The sequence below is a fragment of the Fluviicola sp. genome, assembly GCF_029266855.1.
In the GTDB taxonomy this organism is placed as follows: Bacteria; Bacteroidota; Bacteroidia; order Flavobacteriales_D; family Crocinitomicaceae; genus Fluviicola.
In genome coordinates, this window is the sequence record NZ_JAQSWB010000007.1 from 211337 (window position 1) to 229899 (window position 18563).

12 protein-coding genes are annotated in these 18563 nt (G+C 41.6%); 3 read left to right on the plus strand and 9 right to left on the minus strand.

What is annotated here, in order from left to right:
- Positions 1–110: 110 nt before the first annotated feature.
- The 4 genes from K0S23_RS14755 to K0S23_RS14770 form a co-directional block, all read right to left on the minus strand.
- Positions 111–2222, minus strand: a complete 2112-nt coding sequence (locus tag K0S23_RS14755) for an OmpA family protein (protein WP_300358914.1) — start codon at positions 2220–2222, stop codon at positions 111–113.
- A 225-nt stretch (positions 2223–2447) separates the two neighbouring features.
- On the minus strand, positions 2448–3476 hold the full coding sequence (locus K0S23_RS14760; protein WP_300358916.1) for an RluA family pseudouridine synthase: 1029 nt from the start codon (positions 3474–3476) through the stop codon (positions 2448–2450).
- Between the two features lies 1 nt (position 3477).
- The gene (locus tag K0S23_RS14765) at positions 3478–5679 is read right to left on the minus strand and encodes a T9SS type A sorting domain-containing protein (protein WP_300358918.1); all 2202 of its coding nucleotides are present in this window, start codon (positions 5677–5679) and stop codon (positions 3478–3480) included.
- A 15-nt stretch (positions 5680–5694) separates the two neighbouring features.
- Entirely contained in the window at positions 5695–6483 is a 789-nt protein-coding gene (locus K0S23_RS14770) for a PASTA domain-containing protein (RefSeq protein WP_300358920.1), read from the minus strand.
- 150 nt (positions 6484–6633) lie between these two features.
- On the opposite strand from K0S23_RS14770, the gene K0S23_RS14775 reads away from it, so the two are divergent.
- Positions 6634–7608 carry a D-alanine--D-alanine ligase gene (locus K0S23_RS14775; RefSeq protein ID WP_300358922.1) on the plus strand — a complete coding sequence of 325 codons (975 nt, stop codon included), beginning with the start codon at positions 6634–6636 and terminating at the stop codon, positions 7606–7608.
- Between the two features lie 635 nt (positions 7609–8243).
- Here K0S23_RS14775 and K0S23_RS14780 read toward each other — a convergent pair.
- From K0S23_RS14780 to K0S23_RS14800, 5 genes are all read right to left on the minus strand, one after another.
- Positions 8244–8816 carry a leucine-rich repeat domain-containing protein gene (locus K0S23_RS14780; RefSeq protein WP_300358925.1) on the minus strand — a complete coding sequence of 191 codons (573 nt, stop codon included), beginning with the start codon at positions 8814–8816 and terminating at the stop codon, positions 8244–8246.
- Complete coding sequence (locus tag K0S23_RS14785; protein WP_300358928.1) at positions 8776–9714, minus strand: bifunctional riboflavin kinase/FAD synthetase; 939 nt, start codon at positions 9712–9714, stop codon at positions 8776–8778. The genes K0S23_RS14780 and K0S23_RS14785 overlap by 41 nt, the downstream gene beginning before the upstream one ends.
- 71 nt (positions 9715–9785) lie before the next feature.
- The gene (locus K0S23_RS14790) at positions 9786–13271 is read right to left on the minus strand and encodes a gliding motility-associated C-terminal domain-containing protein (RefSeq protein ID WP_300358931.1); all 3486 of its coding nucleotides are present in this window, start codon (positions 13269–13271) and stop codon (positions 9786–9788) included.
- Positions 13272–13401: 130 nt separating this feature from the next.
- Positions 13402–16203 carry a gliding motility-associated C-terminal domain-containing protein gene (locus K0S23_RS14795; protein ID WP_300358934.1) on the minus strand — a complete coding sequence of 934 codons (2802 nt, stop codon included), beginning with the start codon at positions 16201–16203 and terminating at the stop codon, positions 13402–13404.
- 2 nt (positions 16204–16205) lie between these two features.
- Positions 16206–16514 (minus strand): hypothetical protein, encoded by a 309-nt coding sequence (locus K0S23_RS14800; RefSeq protein WP_300358936.1) that lies wholly within the window; start codon positions 16512–16514, stop codon positions 16206–16208.
- A gap of 253 nt (positions 16515–16767) precedes the next feature.
- Between K0S23_RS14800 and K0S23_RS14805 the strand changes: the two genes are divergently transcribed.
- Both K0S23_RS14805 and sufB read left to right on the plus strand, forming a co-directional pair.
- Positions 16768–17091, plus strand: coding sequence for an iron-sulfur cluster assembly accessory protein (locus K0S23_RS14805; RefSeq protein WP_300358939.1), 324 nt, complete (start codon positions 16768–16770; stop codon positions 17089–17091).
- 18 nt (positions 17092–17109) lie between these two features.
- Entirely contained in the window at positions 17110–18555 is a 1446-nt protein-coding gene (sufB, locus tag K0S23_RS14810; RefSeq protein WP_300358941.1) for a Fe-S cluster assembly protein SufB, read from the plus strand.
- Positions 18556–18563: the final 8 nt, after the last annotated feature.

Below are 18563 nucleotides of genomic sequence, written 5' to 3' on the forward strand. Positions count from 1 at the left end.
CAATTGAGAGGAAAGCCCATAAAAAAAGGCCTTTGAAACAAAGACCTTTTTTTTGACTGCGCTGACGCTTATCTTTTTATCGAAAGCAGTGCTTTCTCTTATTTTGAAACTTACTTCGCTTTCGGAAGCGGTTTAAATATCAGGTAATCCGGATTTGAAGGTGGGTAAGTATTCGGATCGAACTCCAAAGTAACTACTTTACCTTCAGTACGTCTGTTGTACTGCTGCAATACTTCAAACAACTTCTTGTTTGTTTTCTTGAATTGGTTCATATAAGCTTCTTTCAGTACAATCACCTGTACACCCGGAAGTGGATTTCCATCTGCATCCCTAGGCTCAGATTCCATATACTTACCTGCAGCTAAGTAAACAGTTCTTGGCTCACGCTCTCCTTTTCCAACAGGAATAATTCTTCGCGGGTCAATTCCCTTTTCCTCAACAAGGTACTTGTAACAAGCTTTTGCACGGTTTTCAGAAAGAACCTGGTTGTATACGTCATTACCACGTGGATCCGTATGCGAGCTCAGCTCAAGAACCAATCCAGGGAATTCAGTTAATAAATTGTATACATAGATCAGGGAATCTTTCGAATTGATTGTAGAATCAACTAACAAATCCCATTTTGCCAAAGGATAACGTACTTCCGGAAGGCGAATTGGTTTTTTGATCGGGAACAATCCCATATCCAATACGAAATCCTGGTTGTATTTCAATCCTTTAGTAGAGATCGTTGCTCCATTCTTATCTTCGTAATATCCTTCTTTCGAAATAGCGATCTTGTACTCAGAATCTTCTGCAATATAACGGTCACCGTTCGGTTTTTTATCCCAGTAAACAGATCCGTCTTTCGCTGTTAAACCTTCCCATTTCTCATTTGCATTGGATCCGGTAACAACTACTTTTACACCTTCGATTTTAGTCTGGCGTGTTTTATCTAACAAGTCAAATACATTTACTTTCAAACTGAAGATGTTCGGCGGCAATTCATACATCCATAAATCCGGGATATTTTGCTCACCAACATTTCCTTTGCGCTCCGATGTGAAATAACCCTTACGGTCATCAACTTCAACCATCGCATAGTCGTTAAACTCTGAATTGATAGGAGAACCAAGATTTGTTGGTTTTTCCCATTGGTTTTTATCACCGATTTTTTCAGCACGAAACATATCCATTCCTCCCATTCCCGGAAGACCGGTGGAAGCATAAATCAAGTCACCGTTTTTAGCAAAGCTCGGGAACAATTCATTTCCGGCCGTGTTGATTTCCGGTCCCATATTTACCGGTGCCGTCCAGGAATCTCCTTTTTTCTCATAAGTGGTGTACCACAAATCGTGTCCACCTTGTCCGCCCGGCATATCCGAAGCAAAGATCAGGAATTTCGCATCATCAGTAACACATGGGTGACCTACCGACAGGGTATCATTTGGTTTTAAAGAAAGTTTTTTCGGACGTTCCCATCCTTTACCTCCCAACTCAGACATGTAGATATCACAACCAAGATTTCTCTTTTTCAAACTCGGACAACGTGTAAAGAACATGGTTTTACCACGTGCATCGATACATAAGGTACCCTCGCTGTCTTCCGTATTAATACTGTCACCAACGATCGGTTTAGGCTCCAGCCAGTTTCCTTTTTTATCCAATTCGGAAACGAAGATGTCCATATATTTTTGACAAGTCAACGGATCTTTCGCTTTCCCTTCGATTCCTTCACGCTCACTGGATGTTCCGAAAGCAATTTTAGTGTCTTTCTTATCCACAAACATTGGAGCCATTTCAAAACCTTCTTTATTTAAAGCTTTTACATTGGATACCGTATGACGGGTTCTGTTTTCCTTGAATTCCTCATACATTTTGCATGAAGCAATACCAACGTCAGCTCTGGGATCATCAGGAACCAAAGCTTTATAAGCCGTGTAGTTTTCCTGTGCTTTTTTAAGATCACCCATTTGGCGAAGCATATCAGCATTATATAATAAAACAAGAGGTTCTTTTTTCTGGAACTTTAATAGAATAGCTTTTTCATACCACTCATTAGCTCTCTTGAAATTATCTGTCATTCTGTAGCATTCAGCTGTTTTAAAAGCCATATCACCCTTCATCGCAAGGCCTGATTTAGACTTACGTTTGATTTTTGAATAGGCTAGCTCACATTTTGCTGCTGCTTCGCAATAATTCCCACTTCTAAACTGAGTATTCGCATCTTTAATTTGTTTCACTTGTCCAAAAGACAGATTGGAAACAATTAAGAGTCCAGATAAAATAAGCGTTTTAACATTCATAGCAAGGTGCAATCTTTTTTATATAAACACAGTGATAATCGACAAACTACAGGATTAAAGGTATAGTTCACAGTTATCGTGATTGCCGAAATTAAATTAAAATTTTGAATACACACTATTTATAACGGAAAAAAAAACGTCAAAGGTGGTTTTTGTGATAATTTATTCAGCAACGTACCTGTCCCATTTTTGTAGCAAATCCTGAAATCCCTGCGGTAAATCAGACTCGAAATGCATCCATTCTTTAGTCTTCGGATGTTGGAATCCTAAAGATTTTGCATGCAATGCCTGACCGGGAATCAAATCGAAACAATTGGCTATGAATTGCCTGTATTTATCGTGTGTGGTGCCACGCACTATGCGATCCCCGCCATATTCCAGGTCATGAAACAAGGGGTATCCTTTCCATTTCAAGTGTGTTCGTATCTGATGCGTTCTCCCCGTCTCCAGTTTACATTCGATCAAAGTAACCAAACCATAACGCTTCAGGACCTTGACATGCGTTACAGCGTGCTTTCCGTAATCTCCATCCGGGAAAACCGTCATCACTTTCCTGTTTTGCAGGGAACGCCCAAGATTCCCTTCTATCCGCATATCTTCTTCTACATCACCCCAAACCAGTGCCTGATACCTTCTTTCGGTTATCCTGTCATAGAATTGTTTTGCCAGGTTTGTAAGAGCATCTTCCGTTTTCGCAACGACCATAATCCCGGTCGTATGCTTGTCGAGACGATGAACTAACCCTGGCCTTCCAAAATAATCGGATTTCCGTTCGGGTAAATTGTCGAAGTGGTAAACCAAAGCATTAACCAAAGTTCCCTTATAATTCCCATATCCCGGATGAACAACCATATTTGGCGGTTTGTTCACGACAATCACTTCATTGTCTTCATAAACAATGTCCAAAGGGATATCCTGTGGAATCAGTTCTATTTCGCGCACAGGGTAAGGCAAGACAATTGCTACATCATCCTGTGGTTTGATTTTATAGTTTGATTTGACGGGTTTACCGTTAACTACTACGCTTCCGTTTTTGGCAGCTGACTGTATCTTGTTACGGGAAGTATTCGGAAGGCGATCCAACAAATACTTATCTATCCGAACGGACTCTTGTCCCGGATCTGCTTTAAATCTGTAATGTTCAAAAAGGTCTTCTTCTTCCTGCTCAACATCCTGAACATCTTCATTCATCTTATCTAATAATTTTTTTAACTATTTGCGAGTTATTTAATCTCAGAAAGTAAAGTCCGCTTGGAGAATCACTCAGATCAAAACGAAGATCTTCAGCCTGAACATCTAAAATAACCCGTCCTTGTGAATCAACCAAAACTGCTCCCGGAAACATTCCTTCCGATTTCCATTCGATGTTAACGATTCCTGTAGTTGGATTCGGATAAACATTCCAATCAATTTCTTCTATTGTTAACTCGCCGACAGCCAGGTTATAATTGTCTAAGGTTTTAATAATCGGTCTGATCATCGGAACACCCTGTTGTGAAGAACTCGACCAATTAATTCCACCGTTTATGGAATAGAATAATTTACCTGGTCGAATGGTGTTTTTATCAAATCCAACATTCAGCGGATCCACATCAATTTGCCGCATTCCGACATAAAACGCGCCTGTTCCCAGGGGAAGTCTTGTATTATTTAATAAGTAATCGGTGTAAATCCCCCGGTCATCTTCGTAAATCGGTGTTCTTGGGTAGAAAAACTGGTCTTCATAAAGAACCGCCCCGGGAACTCCGTTATTATCTCCCCAAACCGTTAAGAGAAATAGTTTATTTGACAAATCCTTCACGGTTGGGACAAAACAGATTCTTACTCCAAGCAGGGTATCTGCCTGGTAAGGTTCAAATTTCAGAGCCACTCTTCCCTGTACCTGGGAAATTCCATAGGCAGCCTCAGCAGATCCGTCATCGTAAGCGTAAACATTTTCAAATACTTGTTTTGTATACGAGGAATCATTCATCGATAAATTCGGGAATGGTGCTCCTACACTTCCGATGACATCAAAGGTTTTAGTGTTCACAGGCGGTGCAGTTGAAAAGGTATATCCTCCTGTAAAATCATGGATGCTTGAATAAGTTGTTCGCGGGGCATAATTAATGTTTCCGCCGGATAATGTCTGAGCTACGAGGTTAAAAGTTCCTTCAGTGATCCCCCCAAAATCCACTTTCACACTTCCGTTCATGTTGTTTTCGGTAATATTGGATCCGTTTCTAACAACTACTTTCACTTCCGGATTCATATGTGTCGGATCATTCACCCAATGTTCCCAAGGAACTTCCGTATAGGTATCGATCAATGAGCCGATAGGATAAACAAATGCGAAATCTTTGAATAAGGTATCCTGGTATCCGCTTCCGTTTCTCAAATGCACATAATCCAAGTGAAATTCATCCAGCATACCTGAAAGTGCTCCGTAGTTCTTGAATCTGAAACGGAAACCATTCGTCAGATAAGCTGCGTTCGTAATTTTCAGGTGAGCGATTTGGAAGTCATTCAGCGGGCCTCCATTTGTAGCCCAAATACGATCCCATTCATCCGAAGCCTGGTCGAAAAACTCCAGAACCAAGGAATCCTGCTGTTCGGGTGCATCACCAAATCCCTGGCGCTGAACCAAAAAACTAAGATAAATGGAATCACTCGGAACATAAGAGGACAAATCGATCGTCTTGGAAGTCAGGAAATCAGCATAATCGGTTTGAGTGGTACCGATAGCATAGGGATAACCGGTTTCATCCAATCCGTCAAATGTTACAACCCCCAGTGTCCAGGGATTAACCGCATGAGTATAATTATGGTATGTCGACAAATCAGTCCAGTATTTGTCCGGACTCACTTCATGTGCAAAGAAAATGATAATAGAATCTTGTTTTACATCGGGGTTTATCAATGCGATGGTATCCACGTCATTTGCAAAATCCAGAGTATCAAAAATATCATATGGCGGATAGAACTGTTCCTGGGAATACACCACCGGGTAATGCTGAAAATCCGCCCTTTTGATCGTGATCAAAGGCAAATCCGCCTGAGTGGTTATCCCTGCTGAAGTGGTATAGCGCCTGGTTGGTGTTGTCGAAAATACTTTGTCATTCGTCAAAGGAATATCCGATAAATCCGTCAAATAGAAAAACTCCTGCTCTGTTACATTCGCATCACCTGGCTGTGCATCCAGTACCGGGAATTTGGAATGAGAAAACTCATCCAGGATCGGCAATGACAAGGTATCGAATGAGTACACAAAAGTACTGTCAATATTGTCTATACTCTTCAATTTCAAAGATTTGGAACCTTCTCTTTTCATGGCACCGATCGGACTCAGAACTTCCTGTCCGAAGGAAACCAAACCAAATACGAATACAAAAACGGGTACTAAACTAAATTTCATCCAATTAAAAATTACCTACCTTTTTTCAGCTGAAACCATAATTGTTGTACCGGACGGAACAGTAACTCCTTCGATAAACTCTGGGCTTTGAGAGTAAATAACAGCGTTGGTTGAATCCGCAGCATCGGTACATCCATCACATACACCAACTGAAATCTGTAGCGATATTCCACTTAAACGCGCTTTAGCATCAGATATTGTTAAACCTGTCAAATCAATTATAGTAACCGGTTGTGCTGTATTATTCTGACCGACAACCAAAGTAATGACACTTCCAACCGGAATTCTCGTTCCTTCTTTAATTTCTCTTCCGTTATAAAGCTGTCTTAGAACTGCTCCATTTGACTCACTGGTCGGAACATAATTTTTACGGTATTTCAAGCCCCTGTTTTTAAGGACACTTTCCGCCATACGTTCTGACTTATCGATCAAGCTTGGCATTTCTACCAAACGCGTTTTCTTGGAAACCTGCACACGGATAATTCTACCCGGTTTAACACAGACAAGTGATTTTGAAGTTGGAAGCGGGTCCTGTGAAATAATGGTTCCGGCTGCCAGTTCAGGTCTGTAAACGGAATCCAGCACTTCTATCTTCAATTCCAAAGCTTCTAACTTAGACTGGGCACTACTCGTCTTCAAACCAACTACATTCGGAACATCAATTTTCACACCATGGTTAGTATATGAATCCAAATAGAACACAATTATGCCGATCACTAAAAAATAGGTAAGCAAAATGAAGAGAGAATGCTTCAAAAAATGCTTACTCCAAACAAATGCCTTAAGCTTCTGAAAAAACTTCATAAATCAATTATAAGTTGCAACAAATATAGAAAGAATGTTTCTGCAAGGATGCAATGCGCAGGCGAAGCTTTTAACAATCGATTCTGAAAACTTTTCCTCATCGATAAAATCGCGGTTCAAATATCACTTAATTTTGTAAAAAATAAAGGTATGAAGCTGGTTGGTTTGTTTTGTGGCGGATATTCTTCGGAATTTGAGATCTCTTTGAAAAGTGCTCAAACTATTATGGAAAATTTCCCGAAGGGATATGAAGTAGTTCCGATTCAGGTGCTTGAAAGCGGTTGGTTTGTGCCGGAAAATTCAGAAAAACTTCCGTTTTCGATTGAGAATATGAGTTACTCAACCAAGGGTAAAGAGCGCAAAATTGATATCGGCCTGGTATATATTCATGGAAATCCGGGTGAAAATGGAAAAATCCAGGCATTGCTTGATATGAAAGGAATTCCTTATGTAAATTCCAATGCATTGGCTTCCGAATTGAGTTTCGACAAATGGTATTGCAATCAGTTCTTATCCCGTTTCGGGATTCCGGTTGCAAAATCTCTTTTCCTGAAATCGCGAAATGAATTTACAGCACAGGAAATCCTGGGCGAACTCGGCCTGCCTTGTTTTGTAAAGCCTTCCGATTCCGGATCCAGTTTCGGGATCAGCAAAGTTTCAAAGGCGGAAGATTTGGAAACTGCTTTGGACAAGGCATTTGACGAGGGAGACACAGTGGTTATCGAATCCTTTTTAAAAGGAACGGAAGTTACCTGTGGGATCTATCGCTCTCCTTCCGGTTTGGTTACACTGCCTTTGACGGAGATTGTAACTGAAAATGATTTCTTTGATTACGAAGCAAAATATTTGGGGCAATCACAGGAAATCACACCGGCACGGATTCCGGATACGATCAGGAACGGCGTTTGGGAAGTTTCCAAAGAAGTTTATTCCTTATTACAACTCAAATCTATTGCCCGGATTGATTTTATGATCGTTAACGATGTCCCGCATGTAATTGAGGTTAATACTACTCCGGGATTCTCTGCGGCAAGCCTTGTTCCCCAGATGCTGGCAGAAGCAGGAATTTCAATCACAGATTTCTGGACACAGATCTTTGAGATGGAGTTAGCTAAAACAAAATGAACTCTTTTTGCTTTACCGCAAAGAGAAGAAGGACGCAAAGACGCACAGAATTTCTTTGCACTCTTTAATTTTTAGAGGTAAAAAAAGGAAAAGGTTTTGTGAGACATGAAGTTGAAGTTTTAAAAACTGAAAAAGGGTACAATCCAAAATAGTACCCTTTTCCAAACCTAAAACCCAATTTACCAAACCAATCAGAGAGATTTCTGATATATACTTGACATCTCTATGATGCAGGCGATTTGGAAAGGTTGGAAAAAAAATATTTTTTTTTCGGAGTGGTTCAATTAAAGATGATACTCAGTTTAAATGTGACAGTATCAGACTTTACAGTCGCTACGAATGCAAAACCTACTTCGTCATCGACTTCGCAGGTTAAAAGGAGACAGTAGCAGACTTTACAGTCGCTACGTCTCAAGGTGGGGCATCTATACTGTATAGTCGCTTTACCTATGCTCTAACTACGGAATATAGTAGCTATATCCCTCGGCTTTTCCGTCTTGACCAAAGCAGATCAAACAAATGATCGCTTCGGATCGAGTGAGACGGAGCCTCGGTCTTCGTCCACTATCGCGCTATCCCTCGGCTTTTCCGTCTTGTGAGACGGAGCCTCGGTCTTCGTCCGCCGCGGCGGACTCTTACTCCACACAATGGCACGGTGGGTCAAAATACCACTTTACATGTGGCATGGACTCTTGCCATTTTTGCTGGAATTGAGGGCCTAACATAATTGCTCTCATGTCCACAGCCTCCAGTTTTTTCAATTTGTAAATCTCCTCTGGCAATACGTTAATCGGATTATCCCAAATGTCTAAAACTTTCAATTCACTTAAATATCCGATGCAGGCAGGCAGGGAACTTATTTTGTTTCGTGCCAGATGCAGCTTTTGGAGTTTCGGAAGCTGACAAATAACGATCGGAGCATTTTCCAGGTTATTCTTCGTTACATCCAATGTTTTGAGCGATTTTAAAGTCCCCAGTTCCAATGGAAGATCTTTCAACTTGTTCTTGGAAAGATTGAGGTATTTCAGATTCTTAAAGGAGTATAATTTTTCAGGGATTTGCTCCCATTTTAATTTAGACGCATCAATTCCCAGAATAGTATCGGGGTTTGCCCTTTGAATTGCTTCCCATTTGTAAATTTTCAGGGTATCCTGAGCGACCAAGGCATTACTTGCGTAAAGAAAAATAATTGCGAGCAGTAATTTCATCTAATTGAATTTGATTTTTTAAATCGGCTATATTTTCAAAACGCTTTTCATCACGAATATGTTGCATTACTTCGACTTTAATCTGTTGATCGTATATTTCTTTATTAAAATCAAACAGGTAAATCTCTATTGTAATCTGACCGTTATTGGCAACGGTTGGTCTAGTCCCGATATTCATTACACCGTAAATCAATTGCTCTCCAAGATAAGCTCTGGCAGCGTAAACTCCATTTTTCGGGAAAATTTTCTCTGTATTCTCCAGATCAATATTTGCTGTCGGGAAACCGATTGTGCGGCCAATTTGCTGTCCTTTCACAACCTTTCCCTGCAAGACGAAAGGGCTACCCATTAATTCAGCAGCATATGACACCTTTCCTTCTAAGATCGCATTTCGAATCTTGGTTGAACTAATGGTGATCTCACCTGCAGAAATTGCCGGCAGCTGGAAGACTTTAAAATCATACAATTCACCCAATTCCTGTAATTCCTGGAAGGAGCCTTCCCTGTTCTTGCCAAAATGATGATCGTGACCGATGTGCATTTCACTTACCCCGATTTGGTTCACAAGTACGTCACGCACAAATTCCATTGCAGACAAGCGTGAAAACTCCTTGGTAAAAGGGAAAAGAATAACCGTGTCTAAACCTAGTTTTTCCAGTTTTTCCAGTTTTTCATCAACTGTATCAATCAATTTAACTGAATAACTATCCGGATAAAGAACTTTTCTCGGGTGTGGTTCAAACGTAAATAAAACAGATTCTTTGTTCTCCCGCCTGGCTTTCTGAACCAGTGAACGGATAATTTCCTGATGGCCTAAATGTACTCCATCATATGTTCCCAAAGTAAGTATTGGACTATTAAACTTAGTATCTGAATTCAATTGCCGAACTACACGCATGGTACAAATGTAGTTAAACAAAAAAAGTGGTGATGTAAAAGTAGCGGTGAAAAATTTTTCACCGCTACTTTTTATCTTATTAATTGAATGTTTCCATGACCGGTCAGTATTTTTCCATTTATTCCTTCGATTTCATAAGTAAAGAAATAAACACCTTCAGAAGCAATATCTCCGTTAACGGTTCCATCCCAGTAGGCTTGAACACCATCGTAATTACACATTTTGTCTCCCCAACGGTTTACGATGGTAACCTTAACAGACTTCACATAACTAACCGTAATAAAAAACGTGTCATTATTATTATCCCCGTTTGGAGTAAAGATATTTGGAATCACTACGATTGGATCCGGAAGCGGATTTACACTAATCAACAAGCTATCCGTATCAACACAAGAACCATTCGCAGCAGTCAAAACCACCAGATATTCTCCCGGACCCGTATACACGTATTGCTGCCCGGAAGTGTTATTGGAATTAGCCTGTGCCCCATTCCCAAAACTCCAATTATAGCTGGTAGCATTCAATGAATTGTTATCAAAATTCACCGTCAGATCCGGAAAACCTTCTGTTACATCAGCAGAAACAACTGCCGTAGGTATCAGAACAATAGTCACTGTAACCTGATCCGTATTTACACACCCATTCATGTCAGTTCCGGTAACCGTATAGGTTTGAGTAGATCCAGGAATAAATGATATTCCGTTTGTAACGCCATTATTCCAAACGTATGTCTGAGCTCCAGAGCCAGAAAGGGTCGCAGCACTTCCAATACAAATGGATTGATCTGCACCCGCATTCACACTTGGAAGCGGATTTACCGTTACAATTAGCTGGTCCGTACTCTGACAGCCGGAGGCATCAGTACCTGTTACAGTATAGGTTTGTGTAGAACCAGGTGTAAATGAAACACCATTTGTAACTCCATTGTTCCAGCTATATGTTTGAGTTCCTGTTGCAGTTAGTGTCACCGAGCCTCCCTGACAAACGGATTGATCAATTCCTGCATTAACAGGAGCAGGCAGATTTACCGTTACCGTTACCTGATCCGTATTTACACATCCATTCGCATTGGTCCCAGTTACTGTATAAGTTTGTGTGGAACCTGGAATAAACGAAACGCCATTTGTCACTCCATTGTTCCAGGTATAAGAAACCGCCCCGGAACCATTCAATGTCACAGAAGTTCCCTGGCAAACAGTTTGCACCGCCCCGGCATCAACCGCAGGAAGTGGATTTACAGTAACAACTACTTGATCTGATCCCTGACAACCGTTAGCATCTACCCCTGTAACAGTATACGTTTGTGTGGAGGCGGGTGTAAATGAAACACCGTTTGAAACACCATTGTTCCAGTTATAAGATTGTACACCCGAACCACTTAACACCACCGGATTTCCTATGCAAACTGCTTGATCGCTTCCGGCATTAATAGGTGGATTCGGATTTACTGTTACCTGAATGGTTGAATTTGCAGCACATCCATTCGCATCTGTTGCAGTAACGGTGTAATTTGTTGTCGCTGCCGGACCAACTGTGTTGCTTGATCCGTTTGGCAACGAATTACTCCAGCTGAAAACGTAAGACCCATTCCCTCCGGTTGCTTGAGCATTCATGGTTACACTGCCACCGACACACATCGATAAGGGTGTATTTGTGGTCACGTTCACAGGAGTGGGTTGGGCAATTGTAACTGAAATTGTATCGTGACAATTATTCCCGTCTGTTACAACATAATTATATGTTCCTACTGCTAAACTTGTAAATGTATTTGATACCTGAGAAGAACCCCCAACAGGAGAATAGGTATATGGTAACGGAGTTCCTGCTCCTCCAAGCTGGACACTTCCATCACTTAATCCATTACAAGATACATCTTGATTATCTATTAAAAGTGCGGTTAAGTTGTTTACAATGCCCACCGTAACCGGCACGGATGCAGAACAACCATTATCATCAACAACCTGAATCGTATAAGTTCCACCTGCAACATTGTTAAATGTCGGACTTGTTTGAGATGTCCCTCCATTCGAAGAATAATGTAATGTTCCGGTTCCTCCTGCTCCTGATACAGTTAAACTTCCGTCGCTACCGGAGCAACTTGCATCTGTTTCCGATACAAAAGAAATGGTTACAACAGTCGGTTGTGTTATGGTTACAGGCTGAGTATCGGCACATCCATTCGCATCTGTCACTTCAATAGTATAGGTTCCTGCCGCTAAGTTGGAATAAGTACCACCGGATTGGATCGACCCGCCGTTTAATGTGTAAGTGTAAGGAATTTGCCCACCTGAAACAGCAGTTACAGCCGAACCATTTGAACCGCCATTACAAGAAACATTGGTGCTGCTTGCAAGTGTTAAATCAATCGTACTTGGTGGATCAACAGTTGCAGCAATACTTCCTTGACAACCATTCATATCCTGAACCAGAACAGTATAGCTGCCTGCTGCTAAATTTATAAACACTCCGCTTGTTTGCCAGGTTACACCGTTATCAATCGAATATTGATAACCACCAGCACCACCTGTTCCCTGTACTTCAAAACTACCGGTCGGTCCGGCACAAGTAGGAGGTGTTGAAGCAATTTCATTTCCGGAAGGAGTTGAAGGGTCAGGAGAAACAATCATATTATCAGTCTTGACAATGACCGTTCCGTCACAGGCAGTATAAGTTACTTGAGCAGTATATGTCGTAGTTACTACAGGACAAACGTTTACGGTGTTTCCGGCACCTATACTCGTTCCACCCTGAAACCATTCCGTAGAATAAATCGGTGCTCCATTTGGAGTAAAACGCCAACCTTCAGGTGTTGAAACCGTCCAATCCGGTGAAGTATTTCTGTTAGGAGCTGCAATTCCAGCCGTACCGGCCGGATTTTGAATACCAATAATTGCTGCACCGCCATTCCAGCTTGAACACAGGCCTTTATTGTTAACATATACGTCAATCACATTCGTAGTTTCATACAAAACCATCATAAAGGTGGAGAAAACACTACCATTGCAAGAGGACGAATAGTGAGGCAAACCGTTGTAAGACACAACAAATATTCTACATGGCGCCGATCCAACAACATACCATTTTACGGTTCCACCGTAAGACGGATCAATGTCATGATAAATCCCAAAAATATCACCTGCCGATGTCAGACTGGCTGAAGGGCATGAAGCCGTAAAAGACCAAGGCTGGCCGGTTGGAGCATATGTTCCGAATTTAATTGATCCGTTTGACCCGATCTTACATGATGTATATGATTGCCCATAATAACAAAAGGTAAATGGCAAAGTGATCTGCGGACTCCAAACATCATCAGTACCAACAGAAACTCCCGTTCCACCAGCCTGATTATAAGCAATCGGTGGTGTATGAGGAATCGATGCTACCGTATAAGTAGTTGTGGCACCTGCATGAAACGGTGTTGCATTTAATGTTGCGCATGGCTGATTACACGTAAGTGTCTGATCTGCCCCCGCGTCAACACTTGGACAGCCAGGAAATTGAGCTAACGCCGTGGAAAATACTGACAGGATTCCCATCAGAGTAGTAGTAAGTTTCATATTTAGTAGCAATAAGTAACGAGTAGTGTAAACGAAGATATATAAAAAAGGTTGCAAATCAAAAAAAAGGTGTGCAAATCATTGAATATCAATATCTGCACACCTTTTAAGCTTCTATTTACTTATCCGTCTAATCCCTTATCAACTGCACATTCCCTTGTCCTGTTTGAGTTGTTCCATCCAAACCTGTTGCGGTAAATTTATAGAAGTAGACACCGTCCTCTGCATAATTTCCATTTACACGGCCATCCCATGATCCGTTTACACCTGAAATCCGTGCCATTGTATTTCCCCATCTGTTAACAATCGTCAGGTCTAAAGAAACTGCGTTCTCTAAACGAATAAAGAAAATATCGTTGTTCCCGTCACCGTTTGGAGTGAAGATATTCGGCATGACAATGGTCATCGGAGGAAAAGGAATCACGATAACTTCCAATTGTGCAGTATCCTGGCAAATACCATTACTTGCTGTCAGAACGACCGTGTATGTGCCTGGTGTCTGATAAATGGAAGATGGCGTTGCCAAAACATCTGTAGTATGGAATACCAGTCCGTTTCCAAAGGTAAAGTCATAGGAATTTGCATTCACACTGGAATTATTGAATTCAACTTCCAATCCCGGAGTTCCGGAAAGTGGAGACTCATTCCCCAAAACAGCAAGCGGAACAGGGACAACCGTTACTACAATTGTATCACTATCCTGGCATCCTGCAGTACTTGTCCCGGTCACCACATAGGTATTAACCCCAAGTGGTGGTGTGAAACCGGTGTTATTCGGCAGTGCATTTGACCAACTATAAACAGATGCACCTGTGGCATTTAATGAAATCTGGGTTCCCGCACAAATAGTCTGGTTTGCTCCGGCGTTAACCGAAGGAATAGGATTTACCGTAACTGTCACCTGGTCTGTATCCTCACAGCCGTTCGGGGCCGTTCCGGTAACAGTATAAGTTGTTGTTGATCCGGGAGTAAATGACACTCCGTTTACCACCCCATTGTTCCATGAATAAGTTTGAGCTCCGGTAGCTGTTAATACAACTGATCCTCCAGCACAGATTGCTTGATCGTTCCCGGCATTCACGGTGGGTGATGCATTAATAGTAACTGTGACCTGGTCGGTGTCTGTACATCCATTGGCGTCAGTTCCTGTAACCGTGTAAGTTTGAGTTGAAACTGCAATGAACGGAACCCCATTTGTAATGCCACTGTTCCAGGTGTAATTTTGCGCTCCGGAACCACTCAGTGTTACAGACTCTCCCTGACATACGGCCTGTGACGCTCCAGCATCAACAACAGGAAGCGGATTTACCGTAACTGTAACCTGATCTGTTCCTTCACAACCAAATGCATCTGTTCCCGTTACGGAATATGTTTGGGTTGAAGCCGGGTTGAAAGCCACTGCGTTTGTAACTCCATTATTCCAAACATAGGTTTGTGCTCCTGAGCCGGAAAGAATGACCGGATCACCGAAACAAATTGTTTGATCTTGTCCGGCACTTACAGGTATCGTTGTATTTACAGTCACAAGAACATCATCCGTATCCTGACAGCCATTTGCAGCAGTTCCGGTAACAGTATATGTTGCTGTTGCACCGGGAGTGAACGAAACTCCATTTGTTACTCCGTTATCCCACGTATAAGTCTGAGCTCCTGAACCGGAAAGCGTTACCGGCTGGCCTGAACAAACAGTTTGATCCGGTCCTGCATCAACTATTGGATAAATGACATTCACACTTGTGGAAACAGGTAATGATTGACAAGTTGTACTCTCATAAGATGTTGTAGCTACCATGGTGAAAGTTGAAACTCCTGCAGGCAAGCCGCCCGCTGATGTATTGGCAGAAGTAGGATTTGAAACTCCCGGCCCGGTCCATAATAAAGTAGTATTAGCTGTTATGGTAATGGGAGTTGTCAATAGTGGTGATACCGGAACCTGGAAAATAGAAGCTGAAGCTGCTGTACAGGAGTTATCATTAATTATTGAGCTAATTGCACCTGACGCATATGAGATGGATGTCGGTGAACCACAAACTGATGTGAGGTTCGAAAAAGTGATATTTGCATTGGTTAAAGCACCTACATCTGCGCCGATACAGTCGTAAATCTGCACAGCCCAGCCACCCGCAGCGGCGTTACAGCCAATCAGACTTGACCAGTTTATCGGGGTATTTGCAGGACCATAAGTACTATAAGTTCCTCCCAATGAAGCCGGCGCGGGGCTGCAAACATTTAAATTGCCGCTTGGAGCCGTTGTAAAACAGAGATTATTCACACCATCGGCGCTGTTACAGGTCGAGCCCTGTCCTATCGCCCCCGGGTTTGGAAGCAACAAGATCGTAGGAGAACCGCAAGCTGGCGGACCAACCAAATAAAAGGCCAAATCCGAAACAAATGTGTGGTTTGCGGAAAAACAAACCTGGATCTCGGTATTTACATTGATCAGAGATTGTGGCGGGGGCGGATTATAATAAGAAAATGATCCGGTCGTGTTTACAGTTGACGATAAAGAGGCGTTATTACAATTAGATAAGGTACTCGACGCAGTAACCTCGGTGTTCAGGTTCCATACCCAGGCTACCAAACAGTCGGTCACAGTGTTTGAAGCATCGCGTATTTCAACACGGTAACCATCACTTGCAAGATTTGATATTGTAGAAGTTGGGCCAACCTGAACTGAAAGCGGTTGCCACGAAAAATTTGTTTGATCGTGATAATACCAATTGAAAGTAAATGGTCCCACGCCACTTGTCGGGGTAGCGGTTAAACTCCCCTGTTGCGCTCCAAGCGTGGTTCCGCACCAGATATAAATCGGATCATTGGGGGCACCGTTTGTATATGAAGTCAATGAGGCGCCCGAGTTTCCGTTTGGAACCAATTGTGCATGACCGGTCATTGAACTTGCGAATGCAAGAAAAACAAGTAACTTTTTCATAACTACCTGGATGATTTAAGTTCGTTAATTCGCTTGGTGATCTTGTTTTTCTCACTGAGATAATACTCCCGGTCGGATTCCGACGCCTCGTTCAGCTTGATCGATACCTGGGACAATGCCTCAATACATTCCGGAAGATTCCAGTCTTCAAGTGTTCGGATATGAATCTGTTCGATCTTTTCCGGAGTACTTTCAACACCCTTGGCCTGGTGAACAATTACCCCATTCGGTAATTGAGTGGTATTTGATTGTGAATGGCCCAATGTATGTGATGCACAAACATAGAGACCCAAAAGAATTTCTTTTCTCATTTCAGTAGTAGAATAACAAATTTGGTGTTTCAGTAATGTTTTAAGATAAACGCCGGGTATTTCAGAAAAGTTGCACTCTACTCAACGATTTTTTTCGTTGATCTATCAACTTTTGATCTTTTTAAATTAAAATAACAAGCCGAACTCAATTATCTTCCTTTTTTATTGCACCAATACCATAAATGTGGTATTTTTGTCAACGAAATACAGCTTTATTTAAAATTAATCTAAATAAAGAAAGAATACACTTGTCATGATTACAGTAACAGAACAAGCCAAAAAACAAGCGATTCGCTTGATGGAAGACGAAGGCAAAGCAGGCTATTTCATTCGGGTTGGGGTTGATGGAGGAGGCTGCTCCGGATTAATGTACCAACTTACATTTGACAATCAAGAAAACGCAGATGATAAGGTTTTTGAAGACAACGGTGTTAAAGTCGTTGTGGACAAAAAGAGCTTTTTATACCTCATTGGAACCACCCTGGATTTTTCGGGGGGGTTAAATGGAAAAGGCTTTGTGTTTTCAAATCCGAATGCAGGAAGAACTTGCGGTTGCGGGGAATCTTTCTCATTATAATAATAGTACAAAGTTTAGATGGGTTATACTGAAAATGATTTAGCGAAGGATTTAGAAAATTCGGAATACAAATTCGGCTTTACAACCGATATCGAATCGGATAGAGCTCCGCTTGGATTGAATGAAGATATTATTCGGTTTATTTCTGCAAAGAAAGAAGAACCTGAATGGTTGCTGGATTACAGGTTGAAATGCTTTAAGATCTGGTCAGAAATGACCGAACCTTCCTGGGCACACATCACGTATCCGAAACCGGACTTTCAGGGGATTTCATATTATGCAGCTCCAAAACAAACCAAAAAATACGAAAGCTGGGATGATGTGGATCCTGAGATGAAAGCCACGATGGCAAAACTGGGAATTTCCATGGAGGAACAACAACGCTTAACAGGTGTGGCAGTTGATTTCGTAATGGATTCGGTTTCAGTTGCTACGAGCTTTAAAGCTAAGCTGCAAGAATTGGGAATCATTTTTTGCTCCTTCTCAGATGCAGTTCAAGAACATCCTGAATTGGTAAAACAATACATGGGCTCTGTGGTTCCTGCAACTGATAATTTCTATGCTGCTTTAAATTCAGCTGTTTTTACGGACGGTTCGTTTTGTTATATTCCAAAAGGAGTCAGATGTCCGATGGAATTATCAACTTACTTCCGAATCAACGAAGCAAATACAGGTCAGTTTGAACGTACCTTAGTCATTGCAGATGAAGGTTCATATGTTTCTTACCTGGAAGGATGTACTGCTCCTCAACGGGATGAAAACCAATTACATGCGGCAGTTGTGGAATTGATTGCATTGAAAGACGCTGAAATCAAATACTCAACGGTTCAAAATTGGTATCCCGGAGATAAAAACGGACAAGGAGGTATCTTCAACTTCGTTACGAAACGTGGAATTTGTGAAACCAATGCTAAAATCTCCTGGACACAGGTTGAAACAGGCTCTGCAGTTACCTGGAAATATCCCTCTTGTATCTTAAAAGGAGATAATTCGGTTGGAGAGTTCTATTCTGTTGCTGTTACCAATAATTTCCAGCAGGCAGATACCGGAACGAAAATGATTCACTTGGGTAAAAACACCAAAAGCACGATCATTTCTAAAGGAATTTCAGCAGGGAAATCTCACAATTCTTACCGCGGATTGGTTCAGATTCATAAAAATGCACACAATGCCCGCAATTTCTCTCAGTGTGATTCTCTATTGATGACTGATGAATGCGGGGCACATACCTTTCCGTATATTGAATGTAAAAATCCAAGTGCTAAAATTGAGCACGAGGCAACTACTTCGAAAATCGGGGAAGATCAGATATTTTACTGTTTGCAGCGTGGTATCTCGGAAGAAAAAGCCATCAGCCTGATTGTAAACGGGTATTGCAAAGAAGTCTTGAACCAGCTTCCTATGGAATTCGCGGTTGAAGCACAAAAATTATTGACGATCAGTTTAGAAGGATCGGTAGGATAAAAGAATTA